The sequence below is a fragment of the Lysinibacillus sp. GbtcB16 genome, assembly GCF_019091145.1.
In the GTDB taxonomy this organism is placed as follows: Bacteria; Bacillota; Bacilli; order Bacillales_A; family Planococcaceae; genus Lysinibacillus; species Lysinibacillus fusiformis.
In genome coordinates this window covers 79479-98002 of the sequence record NZ_JAGXJV010000004.1, presented here as the reverse complement: position 1 = coordinate 98002, position 18524 = coordinate 79479, and the positions used below count along the sequence as shown (strand labels likewise).

The following is an 18524-nucleotide window of genomic DNA, read 5'->3' as shown; positions in this document are numbered from 1 at the left end:
AAAATATATTGACATTTTATATTCTATTTTTTATTCTTGAGTATAAAGTTTCCGTTAATCGGAACAGTTTTCCGTGTAACGGAAAAATAGAGGTATAATCACTTGCCTAATTGCTATGTTGTCTATGTCTCGGTTTAAAGAATAATAAATAGTAGGGGGAGACGGTTATGGTAAACCTGCATCAAGAAAAAAAAGAAGATGAACCACGTATAAAGGGAATTAATGCATTTGTATTAATGTTTATTATTATTTTAGTGATGTCGCTATTAACGTATATTTTACCAGCGGGACAGTATGAAAGAGTTGAGAGTAATGGGAGAATGGTTGTTGATCCAGAATCCTTTCAATACATAAGCTCCAATCCTGTTGGCTTCCTTGAAATATTTAATAGTGTGCATTTGGGGATGCTTGAGGGTGCTCCCATCATTTTATTTGTCTTTCTATTTGGTGGAGCTTTAGGGATCATGCAAAAAACGGGTGCTATTGATTCGTTTATTAAAGTGATGGCCTCTAAGTTTGGGAAAAAGGAGTACGTATTAATCCCTATTCTCGTATTAATATTTGCTAGTTTAGGAACATTAATTGGCTCTGCAGAGGATACGCTAGTATATATAGCCATCATTATCCCTTTAACAATGGCACTGGGTATGGATGCAATGACAGGCTTTGCAATCGTTATGCTCGGTACATTAGCAACGGGCTTTACATCGGGCATTACAAACCCTTTTAACATTGGTGTCGCTCAAACAATTGCGGAGCTTCCAATGTATTCAGGGATGTCATATCGAATAGTCGTGTTTGCCGTTTTTTATATTTTGACAGTCCTTTTTATATATAGACATGCTAAAAAAGTGAAAAGCGACCCATCGAAAGGGATTTATGGAAAGTTTAATCCGGAGGAAAGCATAAAGATTGATCTGGACTTTAAAATAAGTACACGACATTTACTAGCATTACTCGTACTATTAGTTAATTTTGTTGCATTAATTGTAGGGGTAATAAAGTTCCAATGGTATATAAGTGAAATTGGCGGCATCTTTTTATTGAGTAGTATTATTATGTCTATTATATGTAAGATTGGACCGAATAAAATGGCTGAAGGTTTTATTATGGGAGCTCGAGATATGGTAGAAGGAGCTCTAATCATTGGATTTGCCCAAACCATTTTAGTAATTACGACGAATGGAGGATTAATTGATACTATTCTGCATTTTGTTTCTAATGCCGTAAGTGTTCTACCAGCTTCTATCAATGCAGTAGGGATGTTTTTACTGCAGCTTTGCTTAAATTTCTTAGTACCATCTGGAAGTGGACAAGCAGCGTTAACAATGCCGATTATGACACCCTTAGCAGATTTAATTGGTGTAACTAGGCAAACTGCAGTGCTGGCTTTCCAATTTGGTGATGGTATTTCAAATATGGTTATTCCAACGAGTGGGGTTTTATTAGCAGGATTAGCAATCGCAGGTATCCCATTTTCAAAATGGGTTAGATGGGTATTTCCTTATTTCCTTATACAGACAAGCTTAGCCATTGTCTTATTAGTCATTGCACATCTCATAAACTATGGACCATTTTAATAATATATCAAATAGTAGGAGTGATTAGATTGGTAGAAACAATTGATTTAAAACAACAGGTAATAAAATGGCGTCAGCATTTGCATATGTATCCAGAATTATCACATCAGGAGCATGAGACAGCCCGATATATTTATAATCAACTAGTAACCTTTCCACATTTAGAGGTGAAGCGTTTAACAGAGACGAGTGTATGCGCATTTTTAAAGGGGACGAAAACAGAAAATAAGGGGCATACCATTTTACTACGAGCTGATATTGATGCATTGCCGATTGAAGAAGAAACGGATTTACTTTTTAAATCAACCAATCCTGGAGTCATGCATGCGTGTGGTCATGATGCCCATCCAGCGATGCTACTTGGTGCAGCAAAAGCATTGGCTGAGCGTGGGACAGATTTTTGTGGAGAAATTCGTTTTGTTTTTCAGCATGCTGAAGAGGTGACGCCTGGAGGAGCTGCTCAACTAGTAGCCCTAGGAATTGTAGAAAATGTCGATTATGCCTTTGCTCTACATGTGAGCCCTGATTATGAGGTAGGACAATTTGCTATGAAAGATGGTAAATTTACTGCAGCAGCCGATGATTTTGAAATTAAAATCTACGGTCGAGGCGGCCATGCGTCTACACCAGAGGTCGCTATAGATCCATTACTTATTGGTTCTGAAATAGTTGTAGCTCTGCAAACAATTGTGTCACGTAAAGTACCAAGTACACATGCGCCTGTTTTAACGGTGGCAAAATTTCATTGTGGAACGGCCTTAAATATTATTGCAGATACAGCAGAGCTTGGTGGAACGATTCGTTCACTAGATTCTACGATTCGTGTAGATGCGCGAAAACATTTAGAAAAGATAGCTACAAGTATTGCTTCCATGCACGGTGCAAAGGTAGAAATTAAATGGGAGCTAGGATGTCCCTCTGTTACAAATGATAAAGAGTTAACAGCGTTATCTCGCCGTATAGCGGGAGAGATTGTGGGAGATACAGGTGTGAAGGAGTTACCTGGACCAATGTTTGGTACTGAGGATTTCGCAGATTTTTCAGAAGTTGTTCCTTCATCGATGCAATTTATAGGGGTACATAACGAAGAGTTTGGAGAAGCGTACCCATTACACCATCCTCGTTTTAAAATTGATGAAGAAGCTCTAATTTATGGTGTTCGTTACTTTGAAAATATTGCACGAACACTATGTCCATAAGGGTGAAGTAAGCTAAAAATAATTCATATAGAAGGCATGAGTGCGATTTAGTACATGACTCGTGCCTTTTAAATTGCTTGTAAGGATATATTGAAAAGCACTAAAGGATTGTTTATCTTATACGATATAGAAACTGGAAGGGAGGTGAGAAGAGATGAAGGTAATTTTCACAGTTGGATTACCTGGAAGTGGAAAAAGTACATTTGTGAAGCAGCTTGCGAAAAGAGAAAATGCCGTTGTTCTTTCTAGTGACGCTATACGTCAGGAGTTATTTGGTGACGCAACAAAACAGAAATCACGTCAGGTCTTTCGTACATTATATGAGCGTCTTAATGACCTTGTGGCAAAGGGTTATACGGTCATTGTAGATGCTACCAATATCGAACGGGAGCGGAGGATATTTGCACTACGTAAATTGCCAAGCTCGGTTAGGAAGGAATGCTATTATTTTGACACGCCCTATTCCATATGTGTAGCTAGAAACCAACAACGGAAGAGAAATGTACCATTAGTGGTAATGGAAAAAATGAGTAAGCATTTAGAATTTCCGACGGCGGGAGAAGGGTTTGATGAAGTGCATATCGTACATGAATCTAGCCCCTATGCAATTTCCCAACAACAATTTATTTCGCTTATTCAACGTGAGCCCAATTATGAGGAGCTTTTTCAAACACTTCGAGCAATCCCACTTTTTAAAGAGATTTATCATTTCAATCAAGAAAATCCACATCACCAATTCCTATTATGTCAGCATACTTATTTTGTCTTTGCCTATATCAATGAATACTATTCGGAAAGTGATAAGCTGGCATTACAAATAGCAGCATTATTCCATGATGTGGGTAAGCCATTTTGTAAGAAGTATAAACCGTTGCAACAACGATTTGGCTATTTTGGCCATGAAAATGTATCGGCACAGAGGGCTTGTCATTTTTTATTGGAATTGGGCTTTGAAGAGGATTTTGTATTAAAGGTCGTCTATTTAGTGCAATTCCATATGCTAATCCAGTATGGTGGCGATCAAGGGGGAAGTGAAATTTATCATTTATTAGATGGGGATTTATTAACTAGGCTTTACTTTTTCCGTGAGGCCGACCAATTTGCTAAATAAACAGTAAAGAAAGGAAGTGTAAATATGACGAAATTAATGAAATACCCAAGAAGCTTCCATTTACCATGGAGCAGAAGCTATACCCATGATGACAAGGTTGCTAAAAATGTGAATCATTTTATTGGGAAAGAGGTTGTTGTCACTGAAAAGTTAGATGGAGAAGGGACAACGCTGTACAAGGACTATATGCATGCTAGAAGCATCCATTCAGCTAACCATCCTTCTAGACATTGGGTCAAAACATTCCATGCTAGTTTTTCTTATCAGATCCCAGATAGTTGGCGATTATGTGGGGAAAACATGTATGCGAAGCATTCTATATATTATCAGGCATTAACAAGTTATTTTTATTTATTTAGTATTTGGAATGAAGATAATATTTGTTTAAGTTGGGATGAGACGGTGGCCTTTGCGGAAAAATTAGGTGTTGAAACGGTGCCTGTTTTATACAGAGGGATTTTTGATGAGCGTAAAATAAAACGAATGTTTACTGGGAAATCAATGTTTGATGGTGAGCAAGAGGGTTATGTCATTCGAAATGCTGGATCCTTTCATTATGAGGACTTCCAATATAATTTGGGTAAATTTGTGCGACCTCATCATGTTCAAACAAGTGAGCATTGGCTACAAGAAGAAGTAATACCTAACCGTTTAAAATAAACGTAATTACATTCATTTATGAAAAGGACTGAGAAAAATGTAATACTTTATAGAATAAATCAACCATCGTATATATGAGGAAGTTGCTAGGCTGCATATCCCTTTCATCTAGGGATTACAGGTTCGATTCCTGTCATCCTCCATCCAAAAAAGAACTCCCGTCACTAGTACGAGAGTTCTTTTATATTATTTAGTGTAATTATCGAAATATCCTTGAATATAAATCATAGGAGTTCCTTTGTCCCCTGAACCGGATGTTAAATCAGATAGAGAGCCGATAAGGTCAGTTAAGCGGCGCGGTGTTGTTCCTTGTGCAGCCATTTGACCTGTTAAATCTTCATCTTTATTTTGAATGTATTCAGAAATAGCAGCTTTTAACTCTTCTCCTCGAAGATCAGCAAAGTCATTATCTGCTAAATATTTTAATTTAACCTCGTTAGGAGTTCCATTTAATCCGGCTGTGAAGGCTGGAGAAACAACAGGATCTGCTAACTCCCAAATCTTACCCACAGGATCTTTGAATGCACCATCTCCGTAAATCATAACTTCTACAGTTTTTCCTGTAGCTTCTTTGATTTTAGCTTGGATACCGTCAACAATCGGCTGGCAAGTATGTGGGAACAACTTAATACTATCTTCTGTAGCTTTGTTAGAGCCAAGTAGTCCATATTCAGCATTGAAACCAGAACCATTGATGGATTCAGCTAAAATATTATCAAGGCTGTAAACTTTTTCAGCACCGTTTGCTGTTAAAATGCGCTTTGTGCGGAAACGCGAGTGAATATCACATGCTAGAACACTCTTTGTATAATCTAAAATTGTTTTTGGGTTATTTGAGAAGATGACCTCACATGTAGCCCCTTCTGCTTCAATTAATTCTTTATAGTATTCAATATAATCTACACCAGTAAATGTATGCTTTTTATAGCCGAAATGCTCGCGGAATTCCACTTCATTTAATGTATCTGTCCAAGGATTAATGCCTTTTACATCTAACTCATCGATATCGACAAGATGATTACCAACTTCATCAGATGGGTAGCTTAGCATTAAGACAACCTTTTTAACGCCCTTAGCAATACCACGTAAACAGTTAGCAAAACGATTTCGACTTAAAATAGGGAAAATAACTCCTACAGTATCATTGCCAAATTTCGCGGCCACGTCCACAGCGATATCATCAATTGTTGCGTAGTTCCCTTGTGCACGTGCTACTACTGACTCAGTTACGGTCACAATATCTCGATCCTCAATAGCGTAACCTTCTACTTTCGAAGCATTTAACACCGTATCTACAACGATTTGTTCAATATGATCGCCTTCGTTAATAATAGGACCACGAAGACCTCTTACAACTGTACCGATTACACGTTCCAACTTAATCTCTCCTCATTTAACTTTCGTAAAGTGATGTAAAATCCATATGGTTTTACTATACGCCTCACTCATGATATAAGTAAAATTAATAGTTCATATACTAGCTATAAGAGGTGCTTATATGATAGGGAAATTAGATTTATACCGTGTTTTTAGTGTTGTAGCTAAAAATAATAGCTTTTCAAGAGCCGCCAAGGATTTATATATGACTCAACCTGCTGTTAGTCAAGCGATGATGCAACTGGAAAAGGAGCTGGGTACACGTCTTTTTAATCGAACGCCTAAGGGGGTCACTTTGACAACAGAGGGCAGTCTGCTATTTGAATATACAAATTCGGCTTTAGGACTATTAGATGCGGGTGAAGAAAAGTTATTAGAATTTAAAAATTTAACAACTGGGCAACTAAAGATTGGCGTAGGAGATACGATTTCACGTTTTTTCCTTATGCCTTATTTAGAAGCATTTCATACGATGTATCCGAATATTAAGTTGGAAATGCTAAATGGTACTACCTCTGAAATTTGCAATTTTATTAAATCGGGTGAGGTGGATATCGGTTTTTGTAATTTTCCTATAGAGGATTCGACATTACAGTTAACGGTATGTACGGATATTCAAGATATTTTTGTCTGTGGGGAGAAATATAAGACACTGGCTTCTAAAAGTTTAAGCTATGAGGATCTGTTAAAATTCCCGCTTATTTTCCTAGAGAAAAAATCCAATTCACGCAAATATGTAGAGGATTTCTTACTATCCAATGGGGTTCATATTGAACCTGAGTTTGAGTTAGGTTCACATGATCTTGTATTAGAATTTGCCCGTAGTAATCTCGGAATCGCATGTGTTACAAAAGAGTTTTCAAAGGATTATCTCCACCGAGGGCTTCTATACGAATTATCTTTAAATGGGAAAATTCCGCCAAGGAGTATAGGTATGTGCTTTTTAAAGACCGTACCCCTTTCTCGAGCGGCGACCAAATTTGTCGAAATCATTGAACATAAACGTTTTAATACTAGAAGAACCATCAAAAAAGCTTAGCGACGGGAAAAGTCAGCTAAGCTTTTTTGATAATGCTTCAATTAAAATATCGACATTCCGCTTATTTTTCATAGTTGGCGAACAAAGATAAGAAAATGTCCGCATAAAATGCTGTCCTTCAAGGGAGAGAATCGCCATATCACCATTTTTCAACTCACGCTCAATGACACACGCAGACAGTAGGGAAAGCCCAAGTCCTTGCATAACGCTTTCTTTAACGCCCTGATTACTGCTAATGGTTAACAGTGATTGAACCAGTAAACCATTAGCTCTAAATAAATGATCTAAATAATAACGTGTGCCAGAGCCTTCCTCACGCGCAACCCAGCTTTGCTGTTGAAGCTTGTCCGCAGAAATTGGCTGTTGCTTTGTCAGTGGATGATTACTTGCACTGACAATAAACAACTCATCCTGCATAAATGGCTTTATCAAAAGTTCATTGTCGTGTGCCTGTCCTTCTATCAGGCCAATATCAACTTGCAATAATTTTGTATATTGAATGATTTCTTTCGTATTACCAATAATAATTTGAAGCTCAAGTTGTGGGAAGCGTTGTTGCAAGCTAGCGATAATGGGAGGCAATATATATTCTCCAATGGTAAAACTAGCACCTATGACAAGTGTCCCTTGAACTTCTTGATGATAGGCTGCAATGTCATCCTTAGCTGCCTCAGTGATAGCCATAATCTGCTTAGCCCGTTTATAGAGAATTTCACCAGTTGGTGTAATTTGTACAGATTTTGGTGAACGAATAAATAAAGTAGTTTGTAATTCCTGCTCAAGGTTTTTAATGTGTAAGCTGACACTTGGTTGTGAAATATGAAGTATTTCTGAGGCCTTTGTAAAATTATTGACCTCTACCAGTGTGATGAACGTTTTTAAAGCCTCATATTGCATATCTACACCTCTATAATTAGAAATATTAATAATAACTATTATATATATGTATTTTACTAATCATGAGCTTTTTAATAAAGTAGAAATCAACAAAGGAGAAAGAAGTGAACATCATGATTAATGGACAGAGCAAAGGAAAATACGCACTTCATCCAAACTTTCTAAAGGGACTATTACTAACACTCTTTATAGCCTTAGTTGCAAAATATATTGCTACTTTTCCTTTCTTTTCAATTTTGGGCCAATTGGTCATTGCTATTATATTAGGGATGGCTTGGCGTGCAGCATTTAAAGTACAGGATTCCTGGCAAATTGGAATTGCATTTTCCAGTAAGAAGCTATTACGATTCGGTATTATTTTATTGGGGATGCGTTTAAATTTAGCTGATATTTATCACGCTGGAGCCAATGTTTTTTTGATTGCCGTCATTAATTTATTATTTGCATTAATCGTAGTGTACGGTCTTACAAAAATTTTTCAAGTGGATCAAAAGCTAGGGATACTAACGGCTTGTGGAACCGCCATTTGTGGAGCTGCTGCTGTAGTGGCAATCGCACCTCAAATTAAAGCAAATGAAAAGGAAACCGCTGTGGGGGCAGCCATTGTTGCGTTATTAGGAACGGTATTTACACTTGTTTATACAGTGCTTTATGCTGTTATGAATTTAACGCCAACAGAGTATGGCATTTTCGCAGGTGGTACCTTACATGAAATTGCTCATGTTATTGCCGCTGCATCTGCAGGTGGAAATGAAGCCATTGATATAGCGGTCATTGTAAAGTTAACACGGGTCGCATTGCTTGTACCAGTAGCCATTATAATCGGTATTTTCTATCGAAAAACGGCTAAAGGGGAAGAGAAAAAACCATTTTCATTGTCAATCATACCGTGGTTTATAGTAGGTTTTTTGGCAATGAGTGCGATTAATTCATTAGGTATTATACCAGCTTATGTGGCGCAAGCCCTTGTAAATATTGCTTACATTTTGATTGCTATGGCGATGGCTGGTCTTGGGTTAAATGTTGAGATTAAAACGTTTAAGGAGCTTGGAGTAAAGGCATTTGTTGCTGGTTTAATTGGTTCAGTTTGTCTATCCGTGTTAGGCTATTTTCTTGTTATTTTTTTAGTATGATGATGAAAAATATCTCCCTGTATATTAGGACTAATCATTTATTAAAAGATGCTGTACAAACTATCTTAATGAAAAAGACCCTGCATTGTATGTCAACATGCAGGGCTTTTTAGATAGAATCAGAAGATCATGTATAAATATTTAGTGTGTTTATGAACGTAATGCTTCAATGGAAGTTGCTAATTCAGCAACTACTATTTTGCTACCGATAATTGGGCTATCCGTTTTTTCCCCTTCAGAGCCTGAACTTGGACGGTGATGGGCTGCAGCAAATGCATCGCTATTACGCCATGCTTGGAAATGCTCCTTGGATTCCCAATACATATTAACACTCATTTCGTCATAAGTAGGATCATCAGTTGAAATTAATACCTCTACTTTATGGAAGCCTTCAAATTGTTGTAGAGGACCTGGTTTTGTAAAGTTTGGAGCCATTCTTGCTGCAAAACCTGGCTTCACTTGAATACGATTTGTAACAATGATCATGCTTTTCCCCCCTTATTTAATTTACTAGGTTATTGAATGAATTATCACTGATTATCATTCGCAATCAATGATAAGTGGCTGAGGAAGACATTGTCAATAGAAGTCCTCAATATATTCTCATCGTAAGTAAACTTCTGCTTATATGCTGACATTTAACTGACATAATCCGGTGCTATAATAAACATAAGAGCTAGTTAGTCGCGAGGTGAACAAAAATGGCGCATATATTAGTAATAGAAGACGAATATGCAATTAGCCAGGTGTTAAAAGTTTATTTAAAAAAGGTCGGCTATGATGTAACACAGTGCTTTAGTGGTGGTGAGGCTTTACATAAATTTATTGAGACTCAACCAGATTTAGTGTTACTAGATATTATGCTGCCTGAGAAAAATGGTTGGATTATTTTAAAGGAAATTAGAGAATACAGTGCTTGTCCCATTATAATGTTAACCGCTTTAGGCGAGGTTAATTACCGTTTAGAAGGATTTGACCAAGGAGCAGACGATTATATTCCAAAGCCCTTTATTGCAGATGAAGTTGTTGCGAGAGTGAAGGCCGTTTTAAGACGGGCTGAAGGAAGCACCGATTCATCCTCTTTAAAGCGTTACGGTTCTCTCGAAATTGATAGGAAGGCACATAGAGTGTTTCTAAGAGGGAAGGAAATACTATTAACGCCTAGAGATTTATCGGTGCTTTTATTTTTAGCTGACCATCCGAACCAAACATTTACGCGTGATCAGCTCATTGATCATGTTTGGGGCTGGGAGTATGACGGAAGTGATCGAGCGGTAGATTTAGCAGTGAAACGGCTTCGTAAAGCGTTGATGGATTGGGATGAAACAGAGGGCGAAATAAAGACACTACGTGGATTGGGGTATCAGCTGAGTGTTCAAAAGAAATAAAAGAATATCTTTACTTCAATATTGGACAAGCCGTTACTTACTTACACTATTTATAGGTTTAGCTATAATTTCCTTGATTTCGGCAGCTTGGATTCGCCATACGACGTTTGAAAATCGACTAGAGATGATGGAGTTTTTAGCGGATGAGACGGTCTATCGTTTAACCGATAATTCGGGACTCAATAATGGGCCGTTTAACGGTATTCCTGGTTTCATTGGGGATCGGGAACGTTTTACTATGAGAGAAATTGATCCTATCCTGTATGTAGTCGATACAAAGGGCAATATCATAACAAGTAACCGCCCTGTACCACCAGGCAGTGCTAAAAATGTAGAGAGTATGTTAGATGGTGAAGAAGGTACAAAGGAATTAACGATAGGATTAGAGCCTGTTCAATATGTGGTCAAAAGAAAAATAGAAAATAGTCAGGAGCTAATTGGCTGGGTGCTAGTAGTGGAGAAGAAAGAAAATTTAACAAGAGTGAATCAAGCCTATGGTCAGCTTGCTATATTGATTGGGGCGTTGGCTTTGTTAGGCTGGGTTGCTATCTATTTTTTATCCAAACGATTAGCACGTCCCATCAAACAAGTAGCAGCAGCAGCAAAACAAGTGCAGGAGGGTAGCTATTCAGTCGATTTACCTCAGGATTGTAAGGAAAAAGAGGTATATGAGCTTGTAACTTCCTTTGAAAATATGGCTCAAAAACTTGAACAGCTGGAGAAAACCAGAACAGAATTATTGGCAGGCGTCACCCATGAACTGAAAACACCGGTCACTTCTATAAGTGGGCTATTACAAGCTGTAAAGGATGGCGTTGTAACAGGACAAGATGCGATGGAATTTATTGATATGGCTGTGATCGAAACAACAAAAATGAAAACAATGGTCGGTGATTTACTTGCTTTTAACCACTTTGCAGTAGATGCGATTCCGGTGAAGCTTGAGACTGTAAATGTCAATCAACTTCTGCGGGAGGCGGTCGCACAGTGGGAAGTAATGCAGGAAGATGACAGTGTTCATGTAAGCTTGCACCTAGTTGATCCTGCCATCCATGTACAGGTAGATATTGTCCGTATTCAGCAAATTATGACGAACCTATTAACCAATGCGAAACAGTCGATGGATATAGGATCTGTAACGCTAACACTTAAAGAGCAAGGGGATACGGTCTCCATTATTGTAACGGATACAGGTCGAGGTATTCCTGTAGAGGATCAGGCATTTATATTTGAGCGTTTTTATAGAGGAGAGAATAAAAAATATGCCATTCGAGGGTTAGGTCTTGGATTACCTCTTAGTAAAATGATGGCACAATCAATTGGAGGTGACTTAAAACTAATCGAAAGTCATGCCACAGGAACTTCCTTTGAATTACTATTGCAAAAAGCTACTACGTCGTAAAGGCGTGGTAGCTTTTTTTATGGGCTTCATGGCAACACCAGGACAGAAATGATTTGTAAAATATCAGTGAAGAAAATGTAAAGTTGACATCTGCCTGACACAAACGCTCTTTATAGTAAACAGTGTAGACGAGAAACGAGCAAAAAGATGCTTTTGCTATCTTGGGCTTCAGCCGCTTTATGACAATGAAAATTTAGTAGGGAGTGAGATGTATATGCCTATAGTAACCTCATTTAATCCAAATGGTCGTCAAGAAATTAAACAGGCGATTTCCTATCCAGACTATGCGTTATTAAAAGCCAAGCTACAGTATATTATGCAGCTGGACAAGCATGCGGGTGCGGATGGGAAATATGTAATTCGAAGTACGTACTTCGATAATTTTGCGAATAAAGTGCTCAATGAGAAAAAGGAAGGCTATATTAATCGAGATAAATACCGTGTACGAATATACGGTCAATCTAGTGCCATTATCAATCTTGAGCGCAAGAGTAAACGGAATAATTTAACCTTTAAAACGAAGTGTGCAATAGCTCAAGCTGAATATGAAAAAATGCGTCTTGGAGATATTTCATGGATGGAGGAGGATGAGCGAGGACTGATTAGGGACTTATATCAGGAGATGAGTTACAGCCAACTTAGACCAACAACAGTAGTAGATTATGAGCGAGAGGCGTATATTTACCCATTTGGTAATGTGCGAGTAACTTTTGATAGTAAGGTGCAATCCAGCTTACGCAATACAGATATGTTTAATCCAAGCTTACCCATGGTGGATGTACTAGAACAAAACCTAGTGATTTTAGAGGTGAAATATGATGACTATTTACCGGACATCATCAAATATTTACTTCAGTCTGTAGATACACGTGCCGAGGCTTATTCAAAATATCAACTTAGTCGTATGTACGGCTAATAAAAGGAGAACGAACGATGGATACAATTAAATTTAGTGATATTTTTAAATCTAATTTTTTAGAAAAAACAACATCTTTTTCATTAATCGATTCAATTATTGGTTTGGTCGTAGCATTTTTCATTGGGCTTTTCATTTACGCAGTTTATAAGAAAACCTTTAACGGAGTGATTTACTCTCATTCATTCAATATTGCATTGCTCATTATGACAATGGCGACAGCACTCGTGATTATGGGGATCAGTTCGAATGTTCTTCTATCTCTTGGTATGGTTGGTGCATTATCCATTGTGCGTTTCCGAACGCCTATTAAGGATCCTATGGATTTAGTTTATATTTTCTGGGCAATTGTTTCAGGTATTTTATGTGGGGCAGGTTTTATTCCTTTAGTCATTATTGGAGCGGTGTTAATTGGTCTTGTGTTGTTAGTATTTGTCAATAAAATTACAGTAGAAAATCCTTATTTATTAATTGTAAAGTTTGAGGAAGAGCTAGCATCTCAAGAGGTGGAGCGAATTATAGCTGCACAAACAAAAAAATTCGCCCTCAAATCGAAGTCGATTATGAACAATGAGGAAATGGAAACTACGTATGAAATTCGCGTCAAACAAAACGATGCTAAACTAATGGATCTACTAACAAAAGTGCCAGGTGTAAAATCTGCCATTATGCTAAGCTATGACGGGAACTTTACAGCATAATGACTATTTTCACAAAAAGGATTCCAAAGCGAGGTGTCAGTGATGATTAAAACCCGAATTGTCTACCTATGCATGGCAATTCTTCTCCTTCTCTTTGTCGTGATATATGCTGTACTTCCGAATGTAGGCATTGAAACAAAGAATACCGAGTTCTCTTATGAGAATATAATTTTTAATAAAAACAAAGTTACTACAGTCGATATCGAGATAGCCGAGGAAGATTGGGCTGACATGCTGGAAAATGCGGCAGATGAAGAGTTAAAACAGGCAGATATTACAGTAAACGGCAAGAAAATTGAGAATGTGGCTATACGCACTAAAGGAAATTTAACGTTACGATCAGTCATCAACAGTGACTCAGATCGTTATAGCTTAAAAATTGATTTTGATTATTATGATGATACTCAAAGCTTATATGGCTTGAAAAAGTTAAATTTAAATAATAATTATAGTGACTCTACATTAATGCGAGAGTATATATCCTATGAATTAATGGAGCAAATGGGCTTACCAACGCCAGCACATTCCTATATGTATGTCACCGTAAATGGTGAGGAGCGTGGTTTGTTTTTAGGCGTAGAAGCAGTGGATGAAACGTTCCTAGCTAATAACTATGGCTCCAATAATGGCTTTTTATTTAAGCCAGATGGGACAGGCAGTGATTTAAAATATATAAGTGACGATATGACGGATTATACAGGTATTGGTTTAAAAACAAATAAAGATAATATGGATCAATCCAAATTTGTGGAAATGCTGGATGCTATTAATAATGGTGGAGACATTGAGAAATATTTAGATGTCGATGAAATGCTACGATATTTCGCCGTCAATACGGCACTTGTAAATTTAGACAGTTACCAAGGGAATATGAAGCATAACTATTATTTATATGAACAGAATGGCAAGTTTTCAATTATCCCTTGGGATTACAATATGTCCTTTGGTGGCTTTGGAGCAGGTGGCGGTGGAATGGGAATGGGTACAGAAAATCGTCAAAAGCCAGTGGATGCTTCTAATTCAAAAAGTTCACCAATGGAGAACAATGGACAAACGGATCAAGCGGGTGTGGATAGGCAACAACAGAATGGCCAGTTTAACATGGATATGGGCATGTCAGGAAATCTAATGTCCGAAAGTGCTATTAATTTTAGTGTGACTACTCCTGTCTCTGGCACAACTTTGGAGGAACGGCCACTACTAAATGCCTTACTTTCTAATGAGAAATATCGGGCTCAATATGAAGGCTATTTAAAAGAGTTAACGACGAATTATTTAACAGAGGATTATGTACAATCCATGACAAAAAAATTAGCGGTGCTTTTAACAACCTATGTCGAAGCGGATCCAACTAAATTTTCTACGACGGAACAGTTTTTAGAGGCAGTTGAAGGTGAGAATAGTTTACCAGAGTTTGCAAAGCAGCGCTCCGAATCTATTTTAAAACAGCTCTCTGGGGAGCTCGTTGTGGAAGCATCGACAACCTCTCAGGGAATGATGCCGATTCCAAATGAAAATGGAGAAATGAATGCTATGCCTGATAATTTTGATCCGAGTCAGCTACCTGAGAACTTTGATCCATCTCAAGGTCCTCCGTTTAACAAAGAAGGCAATGGACCAGGGAGGGGAGAAGGTCCAAATGGTGGGCCTATGCAGCGCCCCGATGAAAACGGAGCGCCGATGGGCATGCCTGGTGCCAATAATGAAATCGCCGATCCAGCGGCCACTATTGATAAGACTACAGTGATTACCATCATTGCATCCTTAGTATTATTACTCCTTTCACTTCTCTTTGTTTATAGATTTAAGCGTAGAGGCTATTAAAAAATGACCATATCCAAACTTTTGGGTATGGTTTTTGCTTTTTCTCGTGCTAAAATAAAGCATTCTGTTCTTAGGAGTCCTTTTATATGAATGAACAACAGTTTGATAAATATTTGCATATTAAGACCGTGGGAGAACAATATGGTTTCCCAAAGCTTGCCCACTATCACCGTTATGAACCAACCCCTTATATTGGGCTAGAACAATTATTTGCTATCTATGAGATGCCTAACGACCCTGTGTTTATTGATATGGGCTGTGGAAAGGGAAGGGTACCCATTTATGTTCATCATCAATTTCATATCCCAACGATCGGAATAGAGATGGACGCTGGATTTTATGCAGAGGCAGAAGAAAATAAACGAAGCTATCTTCAAAAAAAGCGTTCACATGCACCTATTACATTTATTCATACGATAGCAGAGGCATATGAAATAAAGCCGCGAGATAATGTGTTTTTCTTTTTTAATCCCTTTTCCATTCATATTTTCCGCACGGTTATTCAGAACATTTGGCAATCCTATGAGCAAAAAATGCGAGATATTCATATAATTTTATACTATCCTCCCTATGATTATTTACAGTTTTTACATCAGGGGACACCATTTGAATTGCTCCATGAAGTGCATTTAGAAAATGAAACTAATATGAATGAACGCCTTTGTGTGTTCGAATTAAAGAAAGCATAGGGCAATCGCCTTCATGCTTTTTTCTCTTTTCTAGACTTATTTTCAGGGAAATAATTTAATGAAGATGAAGAACAGCCAAACCCTTATCTTAAAAAAATAAACGCATATGATAGTTTTGTACCACACTATAAACTGAATTGAGAGATAATTCTTAAATAACTAATTATACTGAAAAATCACTCTAGACTAAATATAAAGAATGTTTTACAATGTAAAAGTCATAAATGAATAATATTGTTCTGTTGTTTTTAGGTAGTTATAAATAATTATTTTTGCTATTGAGGAAATGAATTTATTTGTTTATAATTATCAGAAATATCGAATATTTTAGAAATCTTCAGGGGGAATCTAATTATGAAAGAGAGTAAAAAGCTTAAGAAGTTCGGTTCACTATTAGTAGCATCTTCATTACTTGCTGGTGTACTTGCTGGTTGTGGTAACGGAGACGACTCAAGTTCAGGCGGTGGCTCATCATCAGGCGGTGGTTCATCTGATGGCGATACAATTAAAATTGGTGCAAACCTAGAGCTTTCAGGAAATGTAGCATCTTACGGTTCTTCAATCGGTCTGGGCGCAGAATTGGCTGTAAAAGAAATAAATGATGCTGGTGGTATTGATGGTAAGAAGATTGAACTGATTAAAGTAGATAATAAATCCGAAAACTCTGAGGCTACAGCTGCAGCTATTAAACTAGCAACGCAAGATAAAGTAGTAGCAATGCTAGCTCCTGCAACTTCAGGAAATACAGTAGCAACGGTTCAAATTGCCAATCAAAATAAAATCCCGATTGTTACTGGTTCTGGAACTGCCCCAAATATTACGGTAAATGAGGATGGCAGCGTTAACGAATATGCATTCCGTACATGCTTTATTGACCCATTCCAAGGGATTGTGGCAGCTAACTTCGCTTCAGGTGAGCTAAGTGCGAAAAACGTAGCTATTTTTGCTGACAATGCGTCTGATTATGCAAAAGGTTTAGCAAAGTCCTTTAAAGAAACGATTACTAAAAGTGGAGGGGAAATTGTAAAGGAAGAAGCTTATGTAGCGAAAGATACAGACTTCCGTACACAATTAACTAATATTAAAGCAGCGAATCCAGACTTTATCTTTATCCCTGGATACTATGAAGAGGTTGGATTAATTGTTAAACAAGCCCGTGAAATGGGTATTGATGTACCCTTAATGGGGGCTGATGGTTGGGATTCACCAACTTTAGTGGATCTAGCTGGCAAGGATGCATTAAATAATACGTATATTACTAACCACTATTCTGCAGAAGATCCAGACCAAAAAATTCAAGACTTTGTAAAGGCATTTAAAGCGGCAAATGGTGATAAGGCACCTGATGCGTTCAACGCACTTGGATATGACTCTATTTACTATATTGCTGATGCAATTAAACGTGCAGGTTCTACAGATGGAGAAGCTATTAAAAATGAATTAGCTGCAACAAAAGATCTTTCTTTAGTAACAGGTACTTTCTCAGTTGACGAAAACCATAACCCTATTAAAACAGCAACAGTTCTTGAATTTAAAGACGGTAAACAAGTGTTCAACTCTAAAGTTAATCCTTAATGTTTTGTAAGTAAGGGGGAGGCGGGTAAACACGCCTTCCTTTTTTCTGTTTTAGATAACTAGAATAGCAGCATAAAACATAACTTTTTAGTATCGAAGCATGTACAGATTTCTCATTTTTCAGAAAATTCAAAGGAGTGAATGCGTATGGAATGGATACAGCAACTTGTGAATGGTATTTCACTAGGAAGTATCTACGCGTTAATAGCGCTAGGGTATACGATGGTATACGGTATTATCAAGCTGATTAACTTTGCCCATGGTGACGTTTTCATGATTGGTTCATTTATCGGTTTTTACGCAATTGCTAAATGGGAGCTTGGCTTTTTCCCAGCATTATTATTGGCGATGCTCATTTGCGCAATTTTTGGTGTTTTAATTGAACGGATCGCCTATAAACGATTACGAAATGCAACACGTATTGCGGCACTAATTACAGCGATCGGCGTATCGTTATTAATTGAATATACAACGATTTTCTTCAGAGGGGCTCAACCGGCAGCGTATCCTGAAGTGTTCAAAAATAAGTCTTTTGATATTTTAGGCGTACAAATTAGTAGTACCTCTATTTTAATTTTATCAGTCGCAGTTGTACTGATGATTCTTTTACAATTCATCGTACATAAAACAAAAATCGGGAAAGCCATGCGTGCCGTTTCTCATGATGCGGATGCAGCACGTTTAATGGGGATTAACGTTGATAATACAATCTCTGCAACATTTGCAATTGGTTCGGCTTTAGCTGGTGCAGCCGGTGTTATCTTCGGTGTGTATTATACGAAAATTGACCCGTTAATGGGTGTTATACCAGGGGTTAAAGCGTTTATCGCAGCTGTTCTTGGTGGAATTGGGATTATTCCCGGCGCGATGGTCGGTGGTATGTTACTAGGCGTTGTAGAATCTTTAGTAAGTGCGCTTGGCTTCTCTTTATGGAGAGATGCAGCGGCATTCGTTATTTTAATTTTGATTTTAATATTCAGACCATCGGGTATCTTCGGTAAAAATGCCCGTGAGAAAGTGTAGGTGAGCGATT

The 18524-nt window shown here is 37.7% G+C and carries 17 protein-coding genes; 14 read left to right on the top strand and 3 right to left on the bottom strand.

Annotated elements, in window-relative coordinates:
- Nucleotides 1-167 precede the first annotated feature (167 nt).
- From KVT27_RS16635 to KVT27_RS16620, 4 genes are all read left to right on the top strand, one after another.
- On the top strand, nt 168-1580 hold the full coding sequence (locus tag KVT27_RS16635) for a YfcC family protein (protein ID WP_036121727.1): 1413 nt from the start codon (nt 168-170) through the stop codon (nt 1578-1580).
- 29 nt (nt 1581-1609) lie between these two features.
- Entirely contained in the window at nt 1610-2779 is a 1170-nt protein-coding gene (locus tag KVT27_RS16630; RefSeq protein WP_036223253.1) for a M20 metallopeptidase family protein, read from the top strand.
- Between the two features lie 154 nt (nt 2780-2933).
- Complete coding sequence (locus KVT27_RS16625) at nt 2934-3890, top strand: AAA family ATPase (RefSeq protein ID WP_150906481.1); 957 nt, start codon at nt 2934-2936, stop codon at nt 3888-3890.
- 24 nt (nt 3891-3914) lie between these two features.
- Nucleotides 3915-4550: an RNA ligase family protein gene (locus tag KVT27_RS16620; RefSeq protein WP_036121721.1), complete on the top strand. Its 636-nt coding sequence runs from the start codon at nt 3915-3917 to the stop codon at nt 4548-4550.
- A gap of 186 nt (nt 4551-4736) precedes the next feature.
- Here the strand turns inward: KVT27_RS16620 and KVT27_RS16615 are convergent, their stop codons facing one another.
- Nucleotides 4737-5927 carry a coenzyme F420-0:L-glutamate ligase gene (locus KVT27_RS16615; protein WP_036147885.1) on the bottom strand — a complete coding sequence of 397 codons (1191 nt, stop codon included), beginning with the start codon at nt 5925-5927 and terminating at the stop codon, nt 4737-4739.
- Nucleotides 5928-6048: 121 nt separating this feature from the next.
- Between KVT27_RS16615 and KVT27_RS16610 the strand changes: the two genes are divergently transcribed.
- The gene (locus KVT27_RS16610) at nt 6049-6966 is read left to right on the top strand and encodes a LysR family transcriptional regulator (RefSeq protein ID WP_008180625.1); all 918 of its coding nucleotides are present in this window, start codon (nt 6049-6051) and stop codon (nt 6964-6966) included.
- Between the two features lie 12 nt (nt 6967-6978).
- Here KVT27_RS16610 and KVT27_RS16605 read toward each other — a convergent pair whose 3' ends face one another.
- Nucleotides 6979-7863, bottom strand: coding sequence for a LysR family transcriptional regulator (locus tag KVT27_RS16605; RefSeq protein WP_217581635.1), 885 nt, complete (start codon nt 7861-7863; stop codon nt 6979-6981).
- Between the two features lie 113 nt (nt 7864-7976).
- Here KVT27_RS16605 and KVT27_RS16600 point away from each other — a divergent pair, with 113 nt between their 5' ends.
- On the top strand, nt 7977-8996 hold the full coding sequence (locus KVT27_RS16600) for a YeiH family protein (RefSeq protein WP_217581660.1): 1020 nt from the start codon (nt 7977-7979) through the stop codon (nt 8994-8996).
- Between the two features lie 150 nt (nt 8997-9146).
- Here KVT27_RS16600 and KVT27_RS16595 read toward each other — a convergent pair whose 3' ends face one another.
- A complete protein-coding gene (locus KVT27_RS16595) occupies nt 9147-9482 on the bottom strand; it encodes a heme oxygenase (protein ID WP_036121712.1) in 336 nt (111 codons plus the stop codon).
- A 215-nt stretch (nt 9483-9697) separates the two neighbouring features.
- Between KVT27_RS16595 and KVT27_RS16590 the strand changes: the two genes are divergently transcribed.
- The 8 genes from KVT27_RS16590 to KVT27_RS16555 all read left to right on the top strand — a co-directional run bounded on the left by KVT27_RS16590 (nt 9698) and on the right by KVT27_RS16555 (nt 18514).
- Nucleotides 9698-10384, top strand: a complete 687-nt coding sequence (locus tag KVT27_RS16590) for a response regulator transcription factor (protein WP_208704950.1) — start codon at nt 9698-9700, stop codon at nt 10382-10384.
- Entirely contained in the window at nt 10368-11786 is a 1419-nt protein-coding gene (locus tag KVT27_RS16585) for a sensor histidine kinase (RefSeq protein ID WP_217581634.1), read from the top strand. The genes KVT27_RS16590 and KVT27_RS16585 overlap by 17 nt, the downstream gene beginning before the upstream one ends.
- Before the next feature lie 214 nt (nt 11787-12000).
- Nucleotides 12001-12702 carry a polyphosphate polymerase domain-containing protein gene (locus KVT27_RS16580; protein WP_036121705.1) on the top strand — a complete coding sequence of 234 codons (702 nt, stop codon included), beginning with the start codon at nt 12001-12003 and terminating at the stop codon, nt 12700-12702.
- A gap of 17 nt (nt 12703-12719) precedes the next feature.
- Entirely contained in the window at nt 12720-13403 is a 684-nt protein-coding gene (locus KVT27_RS16575) for a DUF4956 domain-containing protein (protein ID WP_031416746.1), read from the top strand.
- Between the two features lie 42 nt (nt 13404-13445).
- The gene (locus KVT27_RS16570) at nt 13446-15227 is read left to right on the top strand and encodes a CotH kinase family protein (protein ID WP_217581633.1); all 1782 of its coding nucleotides are present in this window, start codon (nt 13446-13448) and stop codon (nt 15225-15227) included.
- An 86-nt stretch (nt 15228-15313) separates the two neighbouring features.
- Nucleotides 15314-15916: an SAM-dependent methyltransferase gene (locus tag KVT27_RS16565; protein ID WP_036121696.1), complete on the top strand. Its 603-nt coding sequence runs from the start codon at nt 15314-15316 to the stop codon at nt 15914-15916.
- A gap of 354 nt (nt 15917-16270) precedes the next feature.
- Complete coding sequence (locus tag KVT27_RS16560; protein ID WP_036121694.1) at nt 16271-17491, top strand: ABC transporter substrate-binding protein; 1221 nt, start codon at nt 16271-16273, stop codon at nt 17489-17491.
- Between the two features lie 147 nt (nt 17492-17638).
- A complete protein-coding gene (locus KVT27_RS16555) occupies nt 17639-18514 on the top strand; it encodes a branched-chain amino acid ABC transporter permease (RefSeq protein WP_012296114.1) in 876 nt (291 codons plus the stop codon).
- Nucleotides 18515-18524: the final 10 nt, after the last annotated feature.